Source organism: bacterium (assembly GCA_030652805.1).
In the GTDB taxonomy this organism is placed as follows: domain Bacteria; phylum JAHJDO01; class JAHJDO01; order JAHJDO01; family JAHJDO01; genus JAHJDO01.
In genome coordinates, this window is record JAUSPT010000031.1 from 1 (window position 1) to 16,814 (window position 16,814).

Annotated in this window: 21 protein-coding genes, 3 tRNA genes and 1 pseudogene; 9 read left to right on the forward strand and 16 right to left on the reverse strand. The window is 37.6% G+C overall.

All coding sequences use genetic code 11. The features are described from left to right. Positions 1–146: 146 nt before the first annotated feature. The 15 genes from Q7J67_02235 to rsxC all read right to left on the reverse strand — a co-directional run bounded on the left by Q7J67_02235 (position 147) and on the right by rsxC (position 8,646). A complete protein-coding gene (locus Q7J67_02235; protein MDO9464103.1) occupies positions 147–428 on the reverse strand; it encodes a cell division protein ZapA in 282 nt (93 codons plus the stop codon). A 33-nt stretch (positions 429–461) separates the two neighbouring features. Then, a complete protein-coding gene (gene rpsI / locus Q7J67_02240) occupies positions 462–863 on the reverse strand; it encodes a 30S ribosomal protein S9 (GenBank protein ID MDO9464104.1) in 402 nt (133 codons plus the stop codon). 9 nt (positions 864–872) lie between these two features. Beyond that, positions 873–1,313 carry a 50S ribosomal protein L13 gene (rplM, locus tag Q7J67_02245; GenBank protein MDO9464105.1) on the reverse strand — a complete coding sequence of 147 codons (441 nt, stop codon included), beginning with the start codon at positions 1,311–1,313 and terminating at the stop codon, positions 873–875. Positions 1,314–1,328: 15 nt separating this feature from the next. Beyond that, entirely contained in the window at positions 1,329–1,673 is a 345-nt protein-coding gene (locus Q7J67_02250; GenBank protein ID MDO9464106.1) for a hypothetical protein, read from the reverse strand. A 17-nt stretch (positions 1,674–1,690) separates the two neighbouring features. Beyond that, a complete protein-coding gene (gene clpP, locus Q7J67_02255) occupies positions 1,691–2,275 on the reverse strand; it encodes an ATP-dependent Clp endopeptidase proteolytic subunit ClpP (GenBank protein ID MDO9464107.1) in 585 nt (194 codons plus the stop codon). A gap of 38 nt (positions 2,276–2,313) precedes the next feature. Next, positions 2,314–3,531, reverse strand: coding sequence for a trigger factor (gene tig / locus Q7J67_02260; protein MDO9464108.1), 1,218 nt, complete (start codon positions 3,529–3,531; stop codon positions 2,314–2,316). Positions 3,532–3,577: 46 nt separating this feature from the next. Further along, a tRNA-Gly gene (locus tag Q7J67_02265) sits at positions 3,578–3,649 on the reverse strand. A 14-nt stretch (positions 3,650–3,663) separates the two neighbouring features. Next, positions 3,664–3,747: transfer RNA gene (locus Q7J67_02270), tRNA-Leu, on the reverse strand. Positions 3,748–3,753: 6 nt separating this feature from the next. Then, positions 3,754–3,826, reverse strand: a tRNA-Lys gene (locus tag Q7J67_02275). 49 nt (positions 3,827–3,875) lie between these two features. Beyond that, positions 3,876–4,628, reverse strand: coding sequence for an RnfABCDGE type electron transport complex subunit B (locus Q7J67_02280; protein MDO9464109.1), 753 nt, complete (start codon positions 4,626–4,628; stop codon positions 3,876–3,878). A 14-nt stretch (positions 4,629–4,642) separates the two neighbouring features. Beyond that, positions 4,643–5,230, reverse strand: a complete 588-nt coding sequence (gene rsxA / locus Q7J67_02285; protein MDO9464110.1) for an electron transport complex subunit RsxA — start codon at positions 5,228–5,230, stop codon at positions 4,643–4,645. Positions 5,231–5,233: 3 nt separating this feature from the next. Continuing rightward, a complete protein-coding gene (locus Q7J67_02290) occupies positions 5,234–5,830 on the reverse strand; it encodes an electron transport complex subunit E (GenBank protein ID MDO9464111.1) in 597 nt (198 codons plus the stop codon). Further along, on the reverse strand, positions 5,827–6,372 hold the full coding sequence (locus Q7J67_02295) for an RnfABCDGE type electron transport complex subunit G (GenBank protein ID MDO9464112.1): 546 nt from the start codon (positions 6,370–6,372) through the stop codon (positions 5,827–5,829). The genes Q7J67_02290 and Q7J67_02295 overlap by 4 nt, the downstream gene beginning before the upstream one ends. Further along, positions 6,365–7,321 carry an RnfABCDGE type electron transport complex subunit D gene (locus Q7J67_02300; GenBank protein MDO9464113.1) on the reverse strand — a complete coding sequence of 319 codons (957 nt, stop codon included), beginning with the start codon at positions 7,319–7,321 and terminating at the stop codon, positions 6,365–6,367. The genes Q7J67_02295 and Q7J67_02300 overlap by 8 nt, the downstream gene beginning before the upstream one ends. Continuing rightward, positions 7,321–8,646: an electron transport complex subunit RsxC gene (gene rsxC / locus Q7J67_02305; protein ID MDO9464114.1), complete on the reverse strand. Its 1,326-nt coding sequence runs from the start codon at positions 8,644–8,646 to the stop codon at positions 7,321–7,323. Before rsxC ends, Q7J67_02300 begins: the two co-directional genes overlap by 1 nt. A gap of 107 nt (positions 8,647–8,753) precedes the next feature. On the opposite strand from rsxC, the gene rfaD reads away from it, so the two are divergent. The 3 genes and pseudogenes from rfaD (at position 8,754) to Q7J67_02320 (ending at position 10,797) form a co-directional block, all read left to right on the forward strand. Continuing rightward, positions 8,754–9,734: an ADP-glyceromanno-heptose 6-epimerase gene (gene rfaD / locus Q7J67_02310; protein ID MDO9464115.1), complete on the forward strand. Its 981-nt coding sequence runs from the start codon at positions 8,754–8,756 to the stop codon at positions 9,732–9,734. Between the two features lie 149 nt (positions 9,735–9,883). After that, a pseudogene (locus Q7J67_02315) lies at positions 9,884–10,090 on the forward strand (type II secretion system protein). 449 nt (positions 10,091–10,539) lie between these two features. Further along, entirely contained in the window at positions 10,540–10,797 is a 258-nt protein-coding gene (locus Q7J67_02320) for a hypothetical protein (GenBank protein MDO9464116.1), read from the forward strand. A gap of 243 nt (positions 10,798–11,040) precedes the next feature. On the opposite strand, the gene Q7J67_02325 is transcribed toward Q7J67_02320, so the two are convergent. After that, on the reverse strand, positions 11,041–11,337 hold the full coding sequence (locus Q7J67_02325) for a hypothetical protein (protein MDO9464117.1): 297 nt from the start codon (positions 11,335–11,337) through the stop codon (positions 11,041–11,043). On the opposite strand from Q7J67_02325, the gene Q7J67_02330 reads away from it, so the two are divergent. From Q7J67_02330 to Q7J67_02355, 6 genes are all read left to right on the forward strand, one after another. Then, positions 11,324–12,793: a tetratricopeptide repeat protein gene (locus tag Q7J67_02330; protein ID MDO9464118.1), complete on the forward strand. Its 1,470-nt coding sequence runs from the start codon at positions 11,324–11,326 to the stop codon at positions 12,791–12,793. The two genes, Q7J67_02325 and Q7J67_02330, sit on opposite strands and share 14 nt — an antisense overlap. Positions 12,794–12,877: 84 nt before the next feature. Beyond that, positions 12,878–13,867, forward strand: coding sequence for a ketose-bisphosphate aldolase (locus Q7J67_02335; protein ID MDO9464119.1), 990 nt, complete (start codon positions 12,878–12,880; stop codon positions 13,865–13,867). A gap of 94 nt (positions 13,868–13,961) precedes the next feature. Then, the gene (locus Q7J67_02340; protein ID MDO9464120.1) at positions 13,962–15,101 is read left to right on the forward strand and encodes a DegT/DnrJ/EryC1/StrS family aminotransferase; all 1,140 of its coding nucleotides are present in this window, start codon (positions 13,962–13,964) and stop codon (positions 15,099–15,101) included. After that, positions 15,102–15,227 carry a hypothetical protein gene (locus tag Q7J67_02345; GenBank protein ID MDO9464121.1) on the forward strand — a complete coding sequence of 42 codons (126 nt, stop codon included), beginning with the start codon at positions 15,102–15,104 and terminating at the stop codon, positions 15,225–15,227. 141 nt (positions 15,228–15,368) lie between these two features. Then, positions 15,369–16,361, forward strand: coding sequence for a hypothetical protein (locus Q7J67_02350; protein MDO9464122.1), 993 nt, complete (start codon positions 15,369–15,371; stop codon positions 16,359–16,361). Positions 16,362–16,373: 12 nt separating this feature from the next. Next, a complete protein-coding gene (locus Q7J67_02355) occupies positions 16,374–16,703 on the forward strand; it encodes a hypothetical protein (GenBank protein MDO9464123.1) in 330 nt (109 codons plus the stop codon). Positions 16,704–16,814: the final 111 nt, after the last annotated feature.

Genomic DNA, 16,814 nt, shown 5'->3' on the forward strand with positions numbered 1-16,814 from the left:
CATGGCAGTTGGCTAGAGAGAAGGTGCCGGATCTGGACAAGCGCTTGCTTATGATTCCACCTATTGACCTTGATGTCGTGATCAGATTAGATCAGTCTTTTTCTGGCAAGGGGGGTAATGATGTGTTGACCGTTCCCTAAATTTATTTATGTTTCCAGATTTGTTTTGTCTATTTTCTCAATTATATCATCAATTTTTTGTGCATGTTTTTCGTTTTTTTCTTTATATGAAAGGAATTCTTCTGCAATAAATAAAGCAGCCCAAGTAGTGATTTTAAGAGATGATGCTATATGTGTGTTGTTAGAGATTTCGCTTATTTTATTATTCAGATACTCTTCAATTTTGCGAATATGGGATGAGTCTTTATCAGTCTTAACTTTATATTCTGTGCCAAGTACACTGATTTTTATCTGTTGTTGATCTGACATAAATGATATTTCACATCATATATAAGAAGCTTACTATCTCTTAGTAAATTGAAACTGTTTACGCGCGCCCTTTTGTCCGTATTTCTTTCTTTCTTTCTTTCTCGGATCACGGGTAAGGAATCCTGCTTTCTTTAAAGTATCCTTTAATCCTTCATCAGCCTTTACTAATGCTCTTGATATACCATGACGAACTGCGCCTGCCTGACCAGAGCTTCCTCCGCCTTTAACACTTGCAAAGATATGATATTTTTCAAGAGTATTTGTTTCATGAAATGGCTGGCATATAATTATGCTTAATGTATCATTCCCAAAATAATCCTTATAAGGTTTTTTATTTATTATTATTTCTCCTTTTCCTGGAATTAATCTTACACGGGCGACAGATGTTTTCCGTCTGCCAGTAGAGTAGAATACTTGTTTTGCTTTTGCCACAATAAATCTCCTTTATATTTCCATTTCTCGGGGGATAGGAACAGGTTTTTGAGCTTCCTGATGATGCTCTTTATCTGGATAGACCTTTAATTTTGTCAGCATTTTTCTACCGAGTTTATTTTTAGGAAGCATGCCTTTAACAGCTCTTTTTATAACTTCCTCCGGGTTTTTTTTCATCAGGTCAAAAAGGCGTGTCTCTTTAAGGCCTCCCGGATATCCTGAGTAGTGATAATAAACTTTTTGCTCCAGTTTTTTACCTGTTAAGCGAACTTTAGCTGCATTAATAACAATTACATAATCTCCAACGTCAATATGAGGGGCATATATAGGTTTATGTTTCCCTCTGAGTATAGCTGCAACTTTAGATGCCAATCTCCCTAGAACCTTATCTTCTGCATTTACAATATACCATATTCTTTCTGTATTATCTGCCTTAGGAATGAATGTCTTCACTATCTTGATCTCCTGTTACCCATTTGGGGTTTTTTCTAAAAACTTGTTTTCATTAAAGTCGGGGCTATATATTGTGTTTTTTAGCTCATGTACCGGATGTGATTTTTGCATATGAGTTAATAACTTTAATCGTTTCAGCGCGTTATCCTTTTTAAATAATTTCTTTCCTTGAGGTGTTTCAGCATCTATTTCAAGAAGTCCAGTCTGGATATAATTTTGGATTGTAAAAAAAGAAATTTTTGTCTCTTTTACAAGCTCTCTATCCTCAACGTAACCCCTTCGTTTTCTCTCAGCAATAGGCACATTTAATTCCTGAAAATCCTTGCTTTTCCTCATGTCTCTATCAGTTTTAATAGCCATAGGCTTAAACTCCGTTCCTACTTTTTTTCCGCGATTACCTCGTCAACAATACCATACTGCTTGGCTTGTTCAGCTGACATAAAAAAGTCTCTATCTGTATCAGTTTCTATTTTTTCTATTGACTGCCCTGTGTGCTTTGCGAGAATTTTATTTACTCTCTCTTTTAAGTCAAGCATTTCTTTTGCGTGAATATTAATATCTGACACCTGTCCCTGCATACCTCCTGAGGGTTGATGAATAAGGACACGTGCATTTGGAAGAGACATTCTTTTCCCTTTTGTCCCTGCAGCGAGTAATATGGCAGCTGCACTTGCTGCCTGCCCCATGCAAATAGTAGAAATATCTGATTTCACGAACTGCATAGTGTCGTATATTGCTAATCCTGCAGTAGCCACTCCTCCAGGACTGTTTATATAAATGGTTATGTCTTTATCCGGAGCTTCAAATTCCAGATACAATATCTGCGCAATTACAACATTAGCTACATTATCATCTATAGGAGTTCCGATAATTATATTTCTGTCTTTTAATAATCTTGAATAAATGTCATAGGCGCGTTCGGTTCTGCCTGTTTGCTCTATTACCATTGGAATTAAACTCATAATACCACCTCCATCAGGCTACGTGCCTGCAGCAATTATTAATTTTCAATCTTGGCGTTTTCGTATATAAAGTCAAGAATTTTCTGTCTTTTCATTTGTCTTTGTATGTACTCTATGTAATTGTCCATATTGGCTGTTTTATTAGAGCCTGCCAGATTTTGAAGTTTCTGTTTAGCCTCTTCTTCGCTAACATCCAGTTTTTCTTTTTCAGCAATCTCCTCCAGAACAAGCATTTTTTTTACGTCTTTAGTTGCTTCTTTTAAATATTTTTCTTTCCATTTGTTCTTATCAGTGTCTTTTTCTCCTCTACTGGTGCCTATATAGTCTATTTGTTTATCTACAAGTCCTGCCGGAATTAACATCTTGGAGTTCTCTGTAACCATGTCTAACAACTGTTCCTTAATATCTGTTTTTTGTTTATCTTCAGCAACGCTTTTAAGTTTCTTCCGAATATCATCTTTAAACTCATCAAGGGTTTTAAAATTACCCAATTCCTTTGCAAAATCGTCGTTAATCGGTAGAAGTTTTTTCTCTTTTACCTGTCTAATAGTTATTTTGTAAATAGTTTTTATGCCTTTTTCTTTTGAAATTACTTCAACTTCTTTCTTCTCGTCTATTTTTGTCCCAACGAGTTCTTTTTCTACTTTTTCAGGAAGAATTTTAGAACCTAATATATATGGAGCATTAGTCTGTTTTTTTGATGGTGCACCGTCAGTGATTAGCTCATAATCTATTATTATTTGATCACTGACTTTTGCAGGCCGATTGACCGGAACAAATTCCGCGCCCTGCTCTTGTCTCATTTTCAATACATTGTTAACGTCATCATCAGAAACATTAGCAGATTTTACAGACATTTCTAGTCCTTTGTAGTTGGCAAGTTTTATATCAGGCTTTACTTCTAAAGACATCTCATAGGTAAATGGCTTTTCTTCTTCAAAAGTGACCTTATCTATCTTGGGCTCAGAAACAGGGATTAGATTATTATTCTTAAGTATATCTTGATAAGTTTGATTAATGAGTTTCTCCTTAATTTCCTCCTTTAGGACTTTCTCGAAGCGCATCTTTAAAATAGGATAGGGAGTTTTGCCTGTCCTGAATCCATGTACAGATGCAGTCTTTTGGAGGGCGTTATATGCATTTTTTGTCTCTTTTTCAACTAGTTCAACAGGCACTTCAACCTTTAAGAGACGGCCGCAATTTCCAATATCCTGTATATCCACCTTAACATTGTTACTGCTGCTAGTATCTGTCATTGTTCCTTCCTTGTTTTATTCTTATAGTTCAAAATCTTTCCATCAGAGCGGGTGATGAGATTCGAACCCACGACCACTTCGTTGGCAACGAAGAGCTCTACCACTGAGCTACACCCGCATAAAACTTACCAGTGCGAGAGGCGGGAGTTGAACCCGCATCCCTGTAAAGGGACTAGATCCTAAATCTAGCGCGTATGCCAGTTCCGCCACCCTCGCTCTTAGTAGGCCGTGAGGGAATCGAACCCACAACCAACGGATTAAGAGTCCGCTGCTCTGCCAATTGAGCTAACGACCCCAATAATTCCGTCATTATACAGATTTTTTTAATGATGGCAATGGAAATTTTACTGTTTTACTATTGCTTTTGTCGGGCATTTTTTAATGCATTCACCGCAATTAGTGCATTTTTTCGGATCTATTACTGCCAGATTGTTCTCTAATGTTATTGCATCTGCTGGACATGCCTTAATGCATACGCCACATCCGATACACGCAGTTTTACACACTGCTCTTGCGTCTTTTCCCTTATCTCTGTTGCTGCACGCAACGAAAACTTCCTGATTTTTGGGAACAAGTTTAATAATATTTTTGGGACATACTTCTATGCATTTTTCACACATTTTACAAAGGTCTTTGTCAAATACAGGTATGCCTTGTTTAAAAGAAATTGCTCCAAAGGGACATATTTTAGCGCAATCCCCAAACCCTAGGCACCCATAACCGCATGAGTTGTTTCCACCACTGAGGAGCATAGCAGCTTTACATGTTTGAATACCAATATAAAGAAATTTTCTCTGCTGATTAGCAGTTCTCTGACACAAGAGAACAGGGAAAGTTTTTGAGATTAGTTCTGTCTCTTTTTTATCCATAAGTACGCATCTATCGGGTGAGACTTTACCGTCTGCGACGGCTTTGGCAAAACCCATACAGCCTGTAAATCCACATGCGCCACAATTTGCACCAGGAAGAGCTTTAAAAATCTCTTCTATTTTGGGATCAATTTTTACAGCGAATTTTCTTGATGCATAACCAAGCACAAGACCAAAGACCAGTCCAAGCCCTCCAAGAAGCAGAGTTGCTGTTAAAATGGTTTGCATATTGAACCTTTTTATTATTGAGAAACTAAACCGGTAAAGCCCATAAAAGCAAGTGACATTAAACCAGCTATGATAAACGCAATTGGTATACCTCTCATGCAGTCAGGCACGTCGGTTAGATCCAGCCTTTCCCTTATTGCAGACATAAGAAGTAATGCGATAGTAAAACCCACACCAGCGCCCAGACCATTTACAATGCTGCCTATAAAACCAAGATTAGAATCACTATTAATTGTTGCTACACCGAGAACAGCACAGTTTGTAGTAATAAGAGGAAGATAAATTCCCAATGCTTGTTGAAGAGCAGGGCTTATTTTAGCAATGACCATTTCCACAAATTGAACCAGTGTTGCAATAACAAGAATAAAGGTAATTGTTTGTAAAAACGTTATATTTAATGGGATTAATAAGTAATGCTGTATAACCCATGTAGCCATTGATGCAATGGTCATGACAAAAATTACAGCCATCCCCATTCCAAATGCAGCGGAACTTTTTTTAGAAACACCTAAGAATGGGCATATGCCAAGAAATCTATTTAATACATAGTTATTTACCAAAGCTGCAGAAAGGAATATTATAAATAATTTAGTAAAAAGCATCGTTTACGCTTTCCTTTTTTTTGCCAGACTATTGAATAATCCAAGGAATAGACCGAGAGCTATAAATGCTCCTGGGGGAAGTATCATTATTATCACAGGATTAAATCCAGTTCCCAATATATGATATCCCCAGATTGTTCCGGCTCCAAGTATTTCTCTTGTAGCTCCAAGAAGCGCAAGTGCACCTGTAAATCCTATTCCCATGCCTAATGCGTCCATAATTGAAGGGAAAACAGGATTTTTTGATGCAAAAGCCTCTGCTCTGCCAAGTATAATACAGTTTACAACAATCAATGGAATAAATATCCCGAGGGATTTATTTAATGCGGGAAAATATGCCTGCATTATAAGTTCTACTATAGTTACAAAAGTAGCAATGATCACAATAAAAGCAGGAATGCGAATATTTGATGGTATAAATTTTCGAAATAAAGAAACAAGTATATTGGACCCTAAAAGAACAAAAGTAGTAGCTGCTCCCATGCCTATGGCATTTACCAATGAGGTTGAAACAGCAAGTGTTGGACACATGCCCAGAATGAGCCGAAACGTTGGATTCTCTGCAAGAATGCCTCTTGTAAAATCTTGTTTGAGACTCATTTTTGTTTTCTCTCAATCTTTAAAAATTCTACCATAGATTTTTGTACGGCTTCACTAACAGTGCGCGATGATATAGTAGCTCCAGTGAGTGCATCAATAGTTCCTTTACTGAAATCCTTTTTTAGCAAAACCTGTTTCAAGGTTTTGTTCATAAACTGATCTGTGAACTTCGTTCCTTCTACTCTTGTTCCAAGACCTGGAGTTTCATTTTGGCTTGTAATTCTGATAGCTTTAATTGTTTTGTTCAGATTCATACCCACTTTAATTTTAATTGTGCCGCCAAATCCTTCCCCAGACGCATCTATTACATATCCTATTAACTTATTTTTTGTATAAACTTCATAATAAGCATAGTTGTCTTTACCAGTAGTTAGGTTAAAGCTTGTCGCTTTTGGGAAAATGGCCTTTAGAGCTTTTTCTTCTTCCAGTTTAACTCGTTTTGCAATTGGTTCCTTTGTTACAGTATAGATTATACCTAAAATTGTGCCCGAGATAGCGGCAATTATAAGCAGACTCGCTGATAGTTTTAATATATTACGCATTTATTTCCCCAAATTTTTTAGGTATAGTCCATTTCCACCTATCTATTAATGGAGTCACAGCATTCATCAATAATATAGAATAGCACACTCCTTCAGGATATCCGCCTTTCAACCTTATCAAAACTACTATTATTCCAGCTCCTAATCCAAATATAATTTTGCCCTTGGGTGTTATAGGGGTTGTTACATAATCTGTTGCCATGAAGAAAGCGCCAAGAATTAATCCTCCACTCAGTATGCTGAATAATGCGTCTCCTGTGAATAAGCCGTTACGGCCGAATATCCAGGAAAGCAGTGCTACACACCCAATGTAAGAAACAGGAATATGCCATGAAATTCGTTTTCTTATAAATAAAAATATTGCGCCCAGCAGCAGGGCAAAAGCAGACGTCTCTCCGATACATCCTCCTACATTCCCGATAAACAGGCTCCAGTGGGAAGGAAGTTCTTGAGCCAGATTAAGCTTTACTATCGCTAATGGAGTTGCGCAGGTTTCAGCATCAATCCTTCTGAACCATCCTGATTGTGGCGCCAGCCATGTGGTCATAAAAGTAGGCCATGAAGCCACAAGTATTGCTCTGCCTATAAGTGCCGGGTTGAATATATTACGTCCAAGACCACCAAATACTTCTTTCCCCAGTATAACAGCACATGCAGTTCCAACTGCAGGCAGCCATAAAGGTACGTCCGGAGGTATTATCATAGCTAACAGGAGACCTGTTACAATGCCGCTGCCATTTGATATAGTTTTGCGTCCTCTTATTTTGGATATGATTGCTTCAGTTATTAGGGCTGTGGAGATGCTTATTGCGACTGGATATAACACTTGTGTGCCGAAAAAATAAATTCCCATACCAAGTGCGGGCACAAGAGCTATTATAACATCCCACATTATCTTTTTGACGGATAAATTAGAATGGATATGCGGGGATGCTGAAAGAGTATACATTAAAATTTTCTTAACCGTGTTTTTCCATATTTTATATACTGGACTATTGGTATATGTGCAGGACATACATATGTACAAGCCCCACATTCCATGCAATCTAATAATCCGTATTCTTTTGCATGTTCAAACTGATCATTTTTTATAGAGTTAGTTATTACATTAGGCAATATCTTCATTGGGCAAACACTAGCACAGTTGCCACATCTTATACAACATTCCTCAGGCTCGTCACAAATCTCGTCCTTTGTTTGTACAAGTATTCCAGACGTGCCTTTAATTACCGGGACATCTGTTGTATATTGAGCGATCCCCATCATTGGGCCGCCCATTATTATTTTGCCTATTTCTTCTTTGACTCCTTCGCATGCCTCTATTAAATTTAAAAAAGGAGTTCCTATTCTTACTCTAAGATTTTGTGGATTCCTGATGCCTCCTCCTGTTACAGTTACAATTCGCTCTACCAGAGGTTTTCTTTCTACGACAGATTCATATACTGCAAATGAGGTGCCAACATTACTAACTATTACTCCTACATCCATTGGAAGTCCGCCGCTTGGCACTTCACGTTTCAGGAGAGCTTTTATAAGCTGTTTTTCAGCTCCCTGAGGATATTTTACCTTAAGTGCCATTATGTCAACATCTGTATCTGATTCTTTATTGATTTCGTCAGTAATTTTTTTAAGTGCATCAGGTTTATTTTGTTCGATACCAATTATGCCTTTCTTTACGCCAGTTGCTTTCATTAGGATTTTGAGTCCGATGACAACTTGTTTTGCATATTCCAGCATTAGCCTGTGATCAGCTGTTAGAAATGGTTCGCATTCAGCGCCATTTAAAATATATGTATCAATTTTTTTATTTTCTGGCGGGCTAAGTTTTACATGTATTGGAAACATAGCTCCGCCAAGGCCAACAACACCTGCTTCCTTTACAATATGTTTTATTTGTTCTGGCTCAAGCGTTTTCCAGTCTCTTTTTGTTTCTTCAATGGCCCATGTATCGGCCTCATCAGATTCTATAATAATAGATAGAACTTTAGTCCCTAAAGGATGTAGCATAGGGGAAATATCTACTACTTTACCTGATATTGTGGCATGAACAGGTGCCGATATAAATGCCTGCGCGTCACCAATCTTTTGCCCTACTTTAACAATGTCTCCAATATTAACTAGTGGCTTACATACTGCGCCTGTATGCTGCAGCATGGGAATGATTGCTTTTTTAGGAGGGAGAAGATTTAGAATTTTCTTTGTATTTGTGCTATCTTTAGAATTCTCTGGATGAATTCCTCCATGAAAGCTAGAGTTTATCATATTATTTATCATAGATTAAATTGACAGTTTATAAGTTACTTGCTAAAATTCTGTGCAATGATATCAACTAATTTTTAGTTTGTCAAAACGCCTAGAGAGTAGGGGCAGGAATGCGAAAGATGATTATTGTTACTGGTGGAGCAGGGTTTATTGGAAGTGCCATTGTATGGAAATTAAATCAGCAAGGAGAGTTTAATATTCTTGTTGTTGATGAGTTAGGAAAGAGCAGCAAATGGAAGAATCTTCGGACTCTTCGATTTTCAGATTATGTTGATAAGGATGTTTTTCTTGAGAAAGTACTTAAAGGCGATTTTAAATCAGGTGTTCGTGCATTGATTCATATGGGAGCATGTTCAGATACTACCGAGCAGGACGCAGATTATCTTTTGCTGAATAACTATAAGTATACAAAACATCTTGCTTCTTATGCCGTCAGGTGTAATGTGCGCTTTATCTATGCTTCCAGCGCTGCGACATATGGAGACGGTTCTTACGAATATTCCGATAAAGAAAAAGATTTGCATAAATTCCATCCTCTGAATATGTATGCTTATTCTAAACATCTTTTTGATCTCTGGGCAGAGAGAAATGGATTATTGAAACAAGTTGCAGGACTTAAATTCTTCAATGTTTTTGGGCCGAACGAGTATCATAAAGGAGAAATGAGAAGCATGGTTATTAAGGCCTTTGAACAGATAAAAAAGGAAGGAGAAATTAGGCTCTTTAAGTCGCATAAAACAGAATATGGGAATGGTGAGCAGAAAAGGGATTTTTTATATGTAAAGGATGCTGTAGAAATGACTCTGTTTTTTTTGCAGAATCCTGGTGTTAATGGAATATTCAACATTGGCACTGGAAGGGCAGAAACATGGAACAAGCTTGCAGAACTGGTTTTTGAGGCATTGAAGCTTAAACCCGACATTAAATATATCTCAATGCCTGAAGAGATAAAGGATTCTTATCAATATTTTACTCAAGCTGACATATCCAAACTTCATCGTGCAGGATACAGAATGCCCACAACATCCCTAAAGAAGGCTATTTTCGATTATGTTCAGAATTACTTGGAGTCTCAAAGGTATCTTTCGAACTCACCCTGACCCTCTCTTGAGAAGAGAGGGAATATTCCCCTTCTCCGTTAAGAGAAGGGGCTAGGGGATGAGTTGGACAAAAAAACATTTGACAAGGATATGGTAACTATGTAACAATTCAATAAATGAGTTTGAAAGCGAAGGAGGTGAGTAATAAAATGTTAAAGTTTTTTAGAAGGTCCAAGGGGTTTACGCTTATTGAATTGCTGGTTGTTATAGCGATTATTGCTCTTCTTGCATCCATGCTGCTGCCGGCGCTGGCAAGAGCAAGAGAAATGGCAAGAAGAACAAAGTGTCTGAGCAATCTGAAACAGCTTGGTCTTGGCCTGCATATGTATGCTCAGGACTATGATGAGTATTTTCCCAAAAGAGGAGACAAGCCGGCAGGCAATGACAATTTGTGCGATAATGATGGTAGTACAGTAACGATGAATTTCTATCCTAATTATATTTCATCTCTATCGGTATTTGTATGTCCGTCTAGCTCAGATAGTGTTACTGTAGAGAGTGGTATTGAGGACTGTAGTTATGGATACAACAGTCCTGCCGATGACTCTCTAACAGAGATGAGTGATTCGGATACGCCAATGATGTGTGATAAAGTCTCTACTTATCATACAAATCCGACCATCATCAATGTGCTGTATCTTGACGGGCACGTTTCAGCTTTAAAGGACGGAGATCCTGGTCAAATAACTCCGAGCAATGCTGTATGTGACTAGTGCTCCGTAATGCTGTGGAAAAAACATCCCCGAGATTATCGGGGATGTTTTTTTTGCTTTAATTCCTGATTATCAGTATAATAAACAACGATATGGAGAAGTACAAATTCGAAGCACGAAGCACGAAATCCGAAACAATATCAAATGACCAAAATACAAATGCTCAAAACAATGTTTTAAATTTAGAAAATTTAAATTTAGAATTTGTTTCGAGTTTCGAATTTAGAATTTCGGATTTTTTCAACGGAATTTCTATTAAGAATATTCCAACAGGAGAGAAATTTGAGAAGAAAAATATCAGAAATATGTCTGTTAATTATTATCTTCTTTGTTCCAATAGCAGTTTTTAAGGCTGCGTATGATTATGTATTCATAAAGTTTGTCATAGCTCAAGCTATGGTGTTTTGTATCATCCTATTATGGATATATAAGCTTCTCTCTCATCCCGAAAGCTTTCGGGACAAAATTTTTCCTGAATTCCCCAGATATTATTTGACCGCTTTCTGTATATGGTGCTTAGCGTCATTCTTTATGGCAAGGAATAAGTTTGCTGGTGCCACAGAACTGGTAAACTTATTTACATATGTTCTGCTCTATTTTGTGGTATTAGAAACGTGTAAGTCAAGATCTACGTTTTTAAGAATTTGTTTTGTGTGGTTTTTAGCTACATTCATAGCAGAAGTTCCTACACTGCTTAACCGTTTTAGCATTCCTGTAATTCGTAACTTGCCGCAATTATTTGGTAATCCTACATTCTTTGCCCCGTATATTGTTTTGTGTATACCTGTAATCCTATCTTTTATTCTATATTTTTTGGGGAATGGGCGGAGGCAAGCCCCGCCCCTACTTTTCCCCCTTGCGCTGTGTTGTATTCTAGTGGTAACCAGCATTATTTCCCTTTACAAATTAGAAGCGAGAGCCGCATGGATCGGATTTTGTGTTTCCATTGTGTTTTTTGCCTGCGCATTTGTTTATTTAAGGTGGGGGCTGGCGAAAAGTTTTTACTTATTTATCGGAGTAATTCTCTTATGCGCTGCTGCATGGCAGGTAAGATCAGAGTCAATAATGCGAGTTATTAATGAGGAACTGCTCACAGGAACTATTGGAATACGGAAGTGGATTTGGCTGGGATCTATGAAGATGTTTCTAGCCAGGCCTTTTACAGGTTGGGGAATAGGTAATTTCGCCACGATTTATCCACAATTCAGATTCTCTGATTATTTTTTGAATCCACACGCTGTAAATGCAACACGGCACGTACACTGTGAGGTACTTGAAATTGGATGCGAACTGGGAGTTGTAGGACTGGTGCTTTTTGTTGGAATTGTAGGTAGTATTCTTTTTCGAGGTATAAATATAGCAAGAAATACCAATGATAGACTCAAAAAGTATTTGCTTATAGGATTTATATCAGGAGTAATAGGTATGCTTTTTGAAAATCTGGGAAATGTGGATTTGAGATTTCATTCTTCAGGTATATTCCTGTGGTTTGCTCTGGGATGTGTGTCCGCTCTAAGCGGTAAAAAAAATCAAAAATCAAAAATCAAAAATCAAAATTCAATAAACGAAGACACAGAAAGATTTATTCTCATAGTAAACAGATTGAGAATTCCGGTTATAATTCTGTTTTCAGCTTTATTTTTATTTGTGTTTAATTATTTTTCAGTAAATCCATTGAGATCGGAGGTATATTTTAGAAAGGGGGTTGAATGTCGCAACAAAGAGGACTGGAATAAAGCTATAAGTATGTATAAGAAGACAATCAAGCTCAATAGAGGGCATCTTAAGGCATATTATCGCCTGGCATTTGCATATGCTAAGGTAGGGAAGATAGAAGATGCTTTTAGAGTATATTATCAGCTTGCTGAGCTAGCTCCGGATTATGCTGATATCCACTATAATCTAGCAAAGTTGTATATCAGTATTAAGGATTACAAAAAAGCTGCTAGAGAGCTGGAGATAGCTGTAGGACAGAATCCTTATAACGATAAGGCGTTAATGGGTTTGGGAAATGCGTATGAAAAACTGGGAAAGCTTAACGGAGCGATTCAGCAGTATAAAAAGGCTGTTAAGCTTAATCCTGATTTTGGAGGGGCGCATAATAATCTGGGGAATATTTATATGATGAAAAAAGAGTGGGATGAGGCAATTGAAGAGTATAAAATTGCCTTAAGGCTTATGCCAAAAGCTCTTGGTGTTGCTCGTAATTTAGGAGTAGCTTATTATAAGAAAGGGCGCTACAAAGAAGCCAAGAATATATTCGAAAAAATCCTGCATATACAGCCTGATAATAAACAGGCGTGTGATTATCTAGAACAGATAAATAAAGTGATGAGTAAACAGTGATTGGACTAATTTTTCTCTTTTGTGTATTATAATGCAGATTCGAATTTAACCTAGACCCATAACTATCTATAAGGAGAATGAAAGATGGCACTGGTACCGATGAGGCAGATTCTGGATGAAGCAGAGAAAGGGGATTACGGAGTAGGGGCTTATAATGTTAACAACATGGAGCAGCTACAGGCGATAATGTGGGCCGCAGATGAAACTAAGTCTCCTGTCATACTTCAGGTTTCAAAGACAGCCCTTAAATATACAGATAAGAAGTTATTAGTTGCAATGGTTAATGTTGTAGCAGATACATATAAGGATATTCCTATGGCTCTGCATCTTGATCATGGGTCCAGCCTTGAACTGGTTAAAGAGGTTATAGATTTAGGCTTTACTTCCGTAATGATTGACGGATCTCTGGAAGAAGATGGAAAAACACCACGAAGTTATGAGGGTAATGCTGAAATTACACAAAAAGCGGCCGAATATGCCCATCAATTTGGGGTTACAGCAGAAGGCGAGTTGGGGACTCTTGGAGGGATTGAGGATGAAATAGCTGCAAGTAAGATTATTCTAACAGATCCGGATGATGCTATAAAATTTATTCGGCAGACAAAGGTTGACGCCTTAGCTCTTGCTATAGGAACCTCTCATGGAGCTTATAAATTCAAAGCAACACCGGTCTTGGCATTTGATATTGTAGAGAAGACACACAAGAATTGTCCTGATACAACTCTTGTTATGCATGGCTCATCAAGCGTTCCTCCTGAATTAATAGAAGAAATAAATAAATATGGCGGAAATGTACAGAAAGCAATGGGAGTTCCTGTGCATATGATTCAGAAGGCTATCAAGCTTGGTGTCAGAAAAATAAACATAGATACAGACGGGCGGCTTGCCTGTACCGGAGCTATAAGAAAATATTTTTCTGAGCATCCGGAAGTATTTGATCAAAGAAAATATCTTGGGGAAGCGCGAGAAGCTATTAAAAAATGGGTGAAGAGTAAGATGATTGATTTTGGCTCCTCAGGACATGCTACTGACTATGAGCCCAAGACTTTGGAGGATATGAAAAATCTTTACTAAACTTGCTATTAACGGCGGTCTGCCAACGAGAACTAAATCTTTTCCCAGATGGCCTGTTTTTGGAGAAGAAGAAAAGAAGGCTGTTTGTGATGTTATTGACAGCGGCAAGTGGTGGTATGGAGAAAAGATTGCAGAATTTGAGAAAAAATTTGCTGATTTTCATGGAGCAAAATACGCTATAACAACATGTAATGGGACAATTGCTTTAGAAGTTGCACTCATTGTTTGCGGGATTGGAGCTGGAGATGAGGTTATTGTTCCTGCTTACACATTTATAGCAACAGCAAGTTCTGTTCTCAAAGCAAATGCTATACCTGTTTTTGCTGATATCTCTGAACAGACCTTATGTATCAGTCCTGAAAGCATAGAAAAACTAATTACCAAAAAGACCAAAGCCATTATCCCTGTTCATATAGCAGGTCAGCCAGCCGATATGGACAGGATTGTGGAGATTGCATCTAAACATAACTTAAAGGTCATAGAAGACGCTGCACAGGCATGGAGTGCGCAATGGCGTGATAAGGGAGTAGGCGCTATTGGAGATATAGGAGAGTTCAGTTTTCAAGCCAGCAAGAATTTGAATGCCGGGGAAGGAGGAATACTCTTAACAGATAATAGCGAACTTGCAGAAGCTGCCCGCTCATACACAAATTGTGGCAGAGGAAAGGGCAAAGCATGGTATGAGCACTATACTCTTGCAGGAAATTACCGTATGACAGAATTTCAAGCAGCGCTTTTACTTGTTCAGCTTACTAGGTTCGAGGGACTTGAGAACACACGCAGGAAAAACGCTGGGTATCTAAATAAAAAGCTCTCACAAATAGACGGGATACAAACTATACACACAGACACGAGAGTAACAAAAAGGCCTTATCATATCTACATATTCAAGTATCTTGAAAATAAGTTTTGCGGCATTCCAAGAGAGATTTTCTTAAAAGCTCTTGAAGCAGAGGGGATTCCATGCAGGCCCGGTTATCCATTTCCGTTATATGAAAATCCACTGTTTCAGAAAAAAGGGAAAGGACCTGGTTTTTGTCCATTATCCTGTCCGTATTATGGAAAGGAAATAGATTTCTCAAATAGTTCCTGTCCTGTTACAGAACGAATCTCCAAAAAAGAAGCAGTCTGGCTAAGACAGGAAATGCTTCTGGGAACAAAAGAGGATATGGACGATATTGTAAGAGCAATTAAAAAAATCAAAGAGAACGCTGAAGAGCTAAGAGGAGGATAAATGGCAAGACCTAATTATCAATATGAAAAGCGTATGAAAGATTTAGCAAAAAAGAAAAAGCGGGAAGAAAAAAAACAACGCAAACTAGATAAAAAAAATTTAAAGTCCAAAGAAAATCTAGATTAGTTTTATCTTATTGAAATAACCAGTCGAAACGCATTACGGCGACTAATCATATAATTCTTTATTTTTTACAATCTTTTTACATTTTTTTAACCACTTGCCTCTCAGAATGTGTAATACTAATTAAAAACAGGAGGAAAAAAGATGAGAAAAGTAGTGCGAAGTGCGGTAAGGACGATTTGTGTTGCAGGATGTTTGATGCTGTTTCTTTCAGGAAGTAGTTTTGCTGAAGGAGAAACTGCAGAAGCATTGTTTATGAAAGCGATGCAGATGGAGACAAGAGATGCGGATTATGAGGGGGCAATAGGGGTTTATGAGAAAATAATGAGAAACTGCGAAGATGAAGAAACTATATCCAAGACAATTAAGAGAATGAGGGATTCTTATGAGAAAGTTGGCAGAAAAGATGAAAAAGAATCAGGAGCGGTTATAAATAAAATGTTCGACGTATATAGAAGCCTTGCATCATATCAGGATACAGGAGAAGTAGAGACTACGATGCTAATGGGGGGAGCAGGAACAAAGCAGGTTATGAAGTCTCCATTTAAAATGTTCTTCAAAAGACCAAACCTGCTGAGATTTGAGTGGAAAAGCATGATGCTCTTTGCTCAAGACAATAATATCTTGTGGAGTAATGGCGAAGAAACGTATACCTACTGGCCGCAGTTTGGGCAATATAAAAAAGATGAAAATTTACAAATGGGAATGGCTGCAGCCACAGGAGTTTCAGGAGGTTCAGCACATAAGATTCCTTCGATGCTTTTATCACAAAATATATTTGCCACTTTAGAACCGATTTTTCTATGCAAAGGGAAGTTCGATGGAGTTGAGTGTCATATAATTGCAGGCGACTATGTAATGAATAGTGAGATTGTATTGTGGATAGGTACAGATGACCTGCTGCTAAGAAAAGTCGAGGCAACCATGAAATCTCATAAAGATATTCTTGAAAAAGCAAGAGAAAGCTTAAAAGAGTCCGGGTCGAATGTCAAAATACCTGATATTAAGATACCTGATTTCTCAAGTGTTATCAGGGAGGTTCACAGGGAAATAAAAACAAACGAAGATATCCCGTCAACAGTCTTTAGTTTCATTCCACCAAAAGGTGCGAAATTGGTTGAGAAATTTAAATATTAAAAGGGGGTTGTAATGAATCCATATATTCCGATAACACTACTCTTTGTGCTAGGTCCAGTTTTCTTATTGATGTCGTTAAATATGAGAAAAATATCTCATCTTGAAAAACAATTGAGAAATATAAATCATAACCTAAAAGCTCTGTGTAATAAATTTGAGATTAAATTTGCAGATGATAATGAGGTTATAGCTAATACCAAAGATGAAATTTCTAATTTGATTAAGGCAGGTAAAGTCAATGAAGCTAAGCGTCTTGCAAAAGATAACCTTGTAGATTCTTCAGAAATTATGGGATTTATTAAGGATCTAAAAAATAAACGCCTGATCTCAAATAAGAAATGAAGGAGGGGATGCAGAAAATGAGCAAATATGATGAAAGGATAATCGCTTGCTGAAAAACGAGTCCTATTTAAGACGCAATCGCAGGGTGTGTATCTGGATGATTGTTTTCTT

What these genes read in the sequence shown, in the direction of transcription:
- Q7J67_02235 (MDO9464103.1), bottom strand. Translation starts at nt 428, where the DNA reads ATGTCAGATCAACAACAGATAAAAATCAGTGTACTTGGCACAGAATAT.
- Q7J67_02250 (MDO9464106.1), bottom strand. Translation starts at nt 1,673, where the DNA reads ATGGCTATTAAAACTGATAGAGACATGAGGAAAAGCAAGGATTTTCAG.
- clpP (MDO9464107.1), bottom strand. Translation starts at nt 2,275, where the DNA reads ATGAGTTTAATTCCAATGGTAATAGAGCAAACAGGCAGAACCGAACGC.
- tig (MDO9464108.1), bottom strand. Translation starts at nt 3,531, where the DNA reads ATGACAGATACTAGCAGCAGTAACAATGTTAAGGTGGATATACAGGAT.
- Q7J67_02280 (MDO9464109.1), bottom strand. Translation starts at nt 4,628, where the DNA reads ATGCAAACCATTTTAACAGCAACTCTGCTTCTTGGAGGGCTTGGACTG.
- rsxA (MDO9464110.1), bottom strand. Translation starts at nt 5,230, where the DNA reads ATGCTTTTTACTAAATTATTTATAATATTCCTTTCTGCAGCTTTGGTA.
- Q7J67_02290 (MDO9464111.1), bottom strand. Translation starts at nt 5,830, where the DNA reads ATGAGTCTCAAACAAGATTTTACAAGAGGCATTCTTGCAGAGAATCCA.
- Q7J67_02295 (MDO9464112.1), bottom strand. Translation starts at nt 6,372, where the DNA reads ATGCGTAATATATTAAAACTATCAGCGAGTCTGCTTATAATTGCCGCT.
- Q7J67_02300 (MDO9464113.1), bottom strand. Translation starts at nt 7,321, where the DNA reads ATGTATACTCTTTCAGCATCCCCGCATATCCATTCTAATTTATCCGTC.
- rsxC (MDO9464114.1), bottom strand. Translation starts at nt 8,646, where the DNA reads ATGATAAATAATATGATAAACTCTAGCTTTCATGGAGGAATTCATCCA.
- rfaD (MDO9464115.1), top strand. Translation starts at nt 8,754, where the DNA reads ATGATTATTGTTACTGGTGGAGCAGGGTTTATTGGAAGTGCCATTGTA.
- Q7J67_02320 (MDO9464116.1), top strand. Translation starts at nt 10,540, where the DNA reads ATGGAGAAGTACAAATTCGAAGCACGAAGCACGAAATCCGAAACAATA.
- Q7J67_02325 (MDO9464117.1), bottom strand. Translation starts at nt 11,337, where the DNA reads ATGCTGGTTACCACTAGAATACAACACAGCGCAAGGGGGAAAAGTAGG.
- Q7J67_02335 (MDO9464119.1), top strand. Translation starts at nt 12,878, where the DNA reads ATGGCACTGGTACCGATGAGGCAGATTCTGGATGAAGCAGAGAAAGGG.
- Q7J67_02345 (MDO9464121.1), top strand. Translation starts at nt 15,102, where the DNA reads ATGGCAAGACCTAATTATCAATATGAAAAGCGTATGAAAGATTTAGCA.
- Q7J67_02350 (MDO9464122.1), top strand. Translation starts at nt 15,369, where the DNA reads ATGAGAAAAGTAGTGCGAAGTGCGGTAAGGACGATTTGTGTTGCAGGA.
- Q7J67_02355 (MDO9464123.1), top strand. Translation starts at nt 16,374, where the DNA reads ATGAATCCATATATTCCGATAACACTACTCTTTGTGCTAGGTCCAGTT.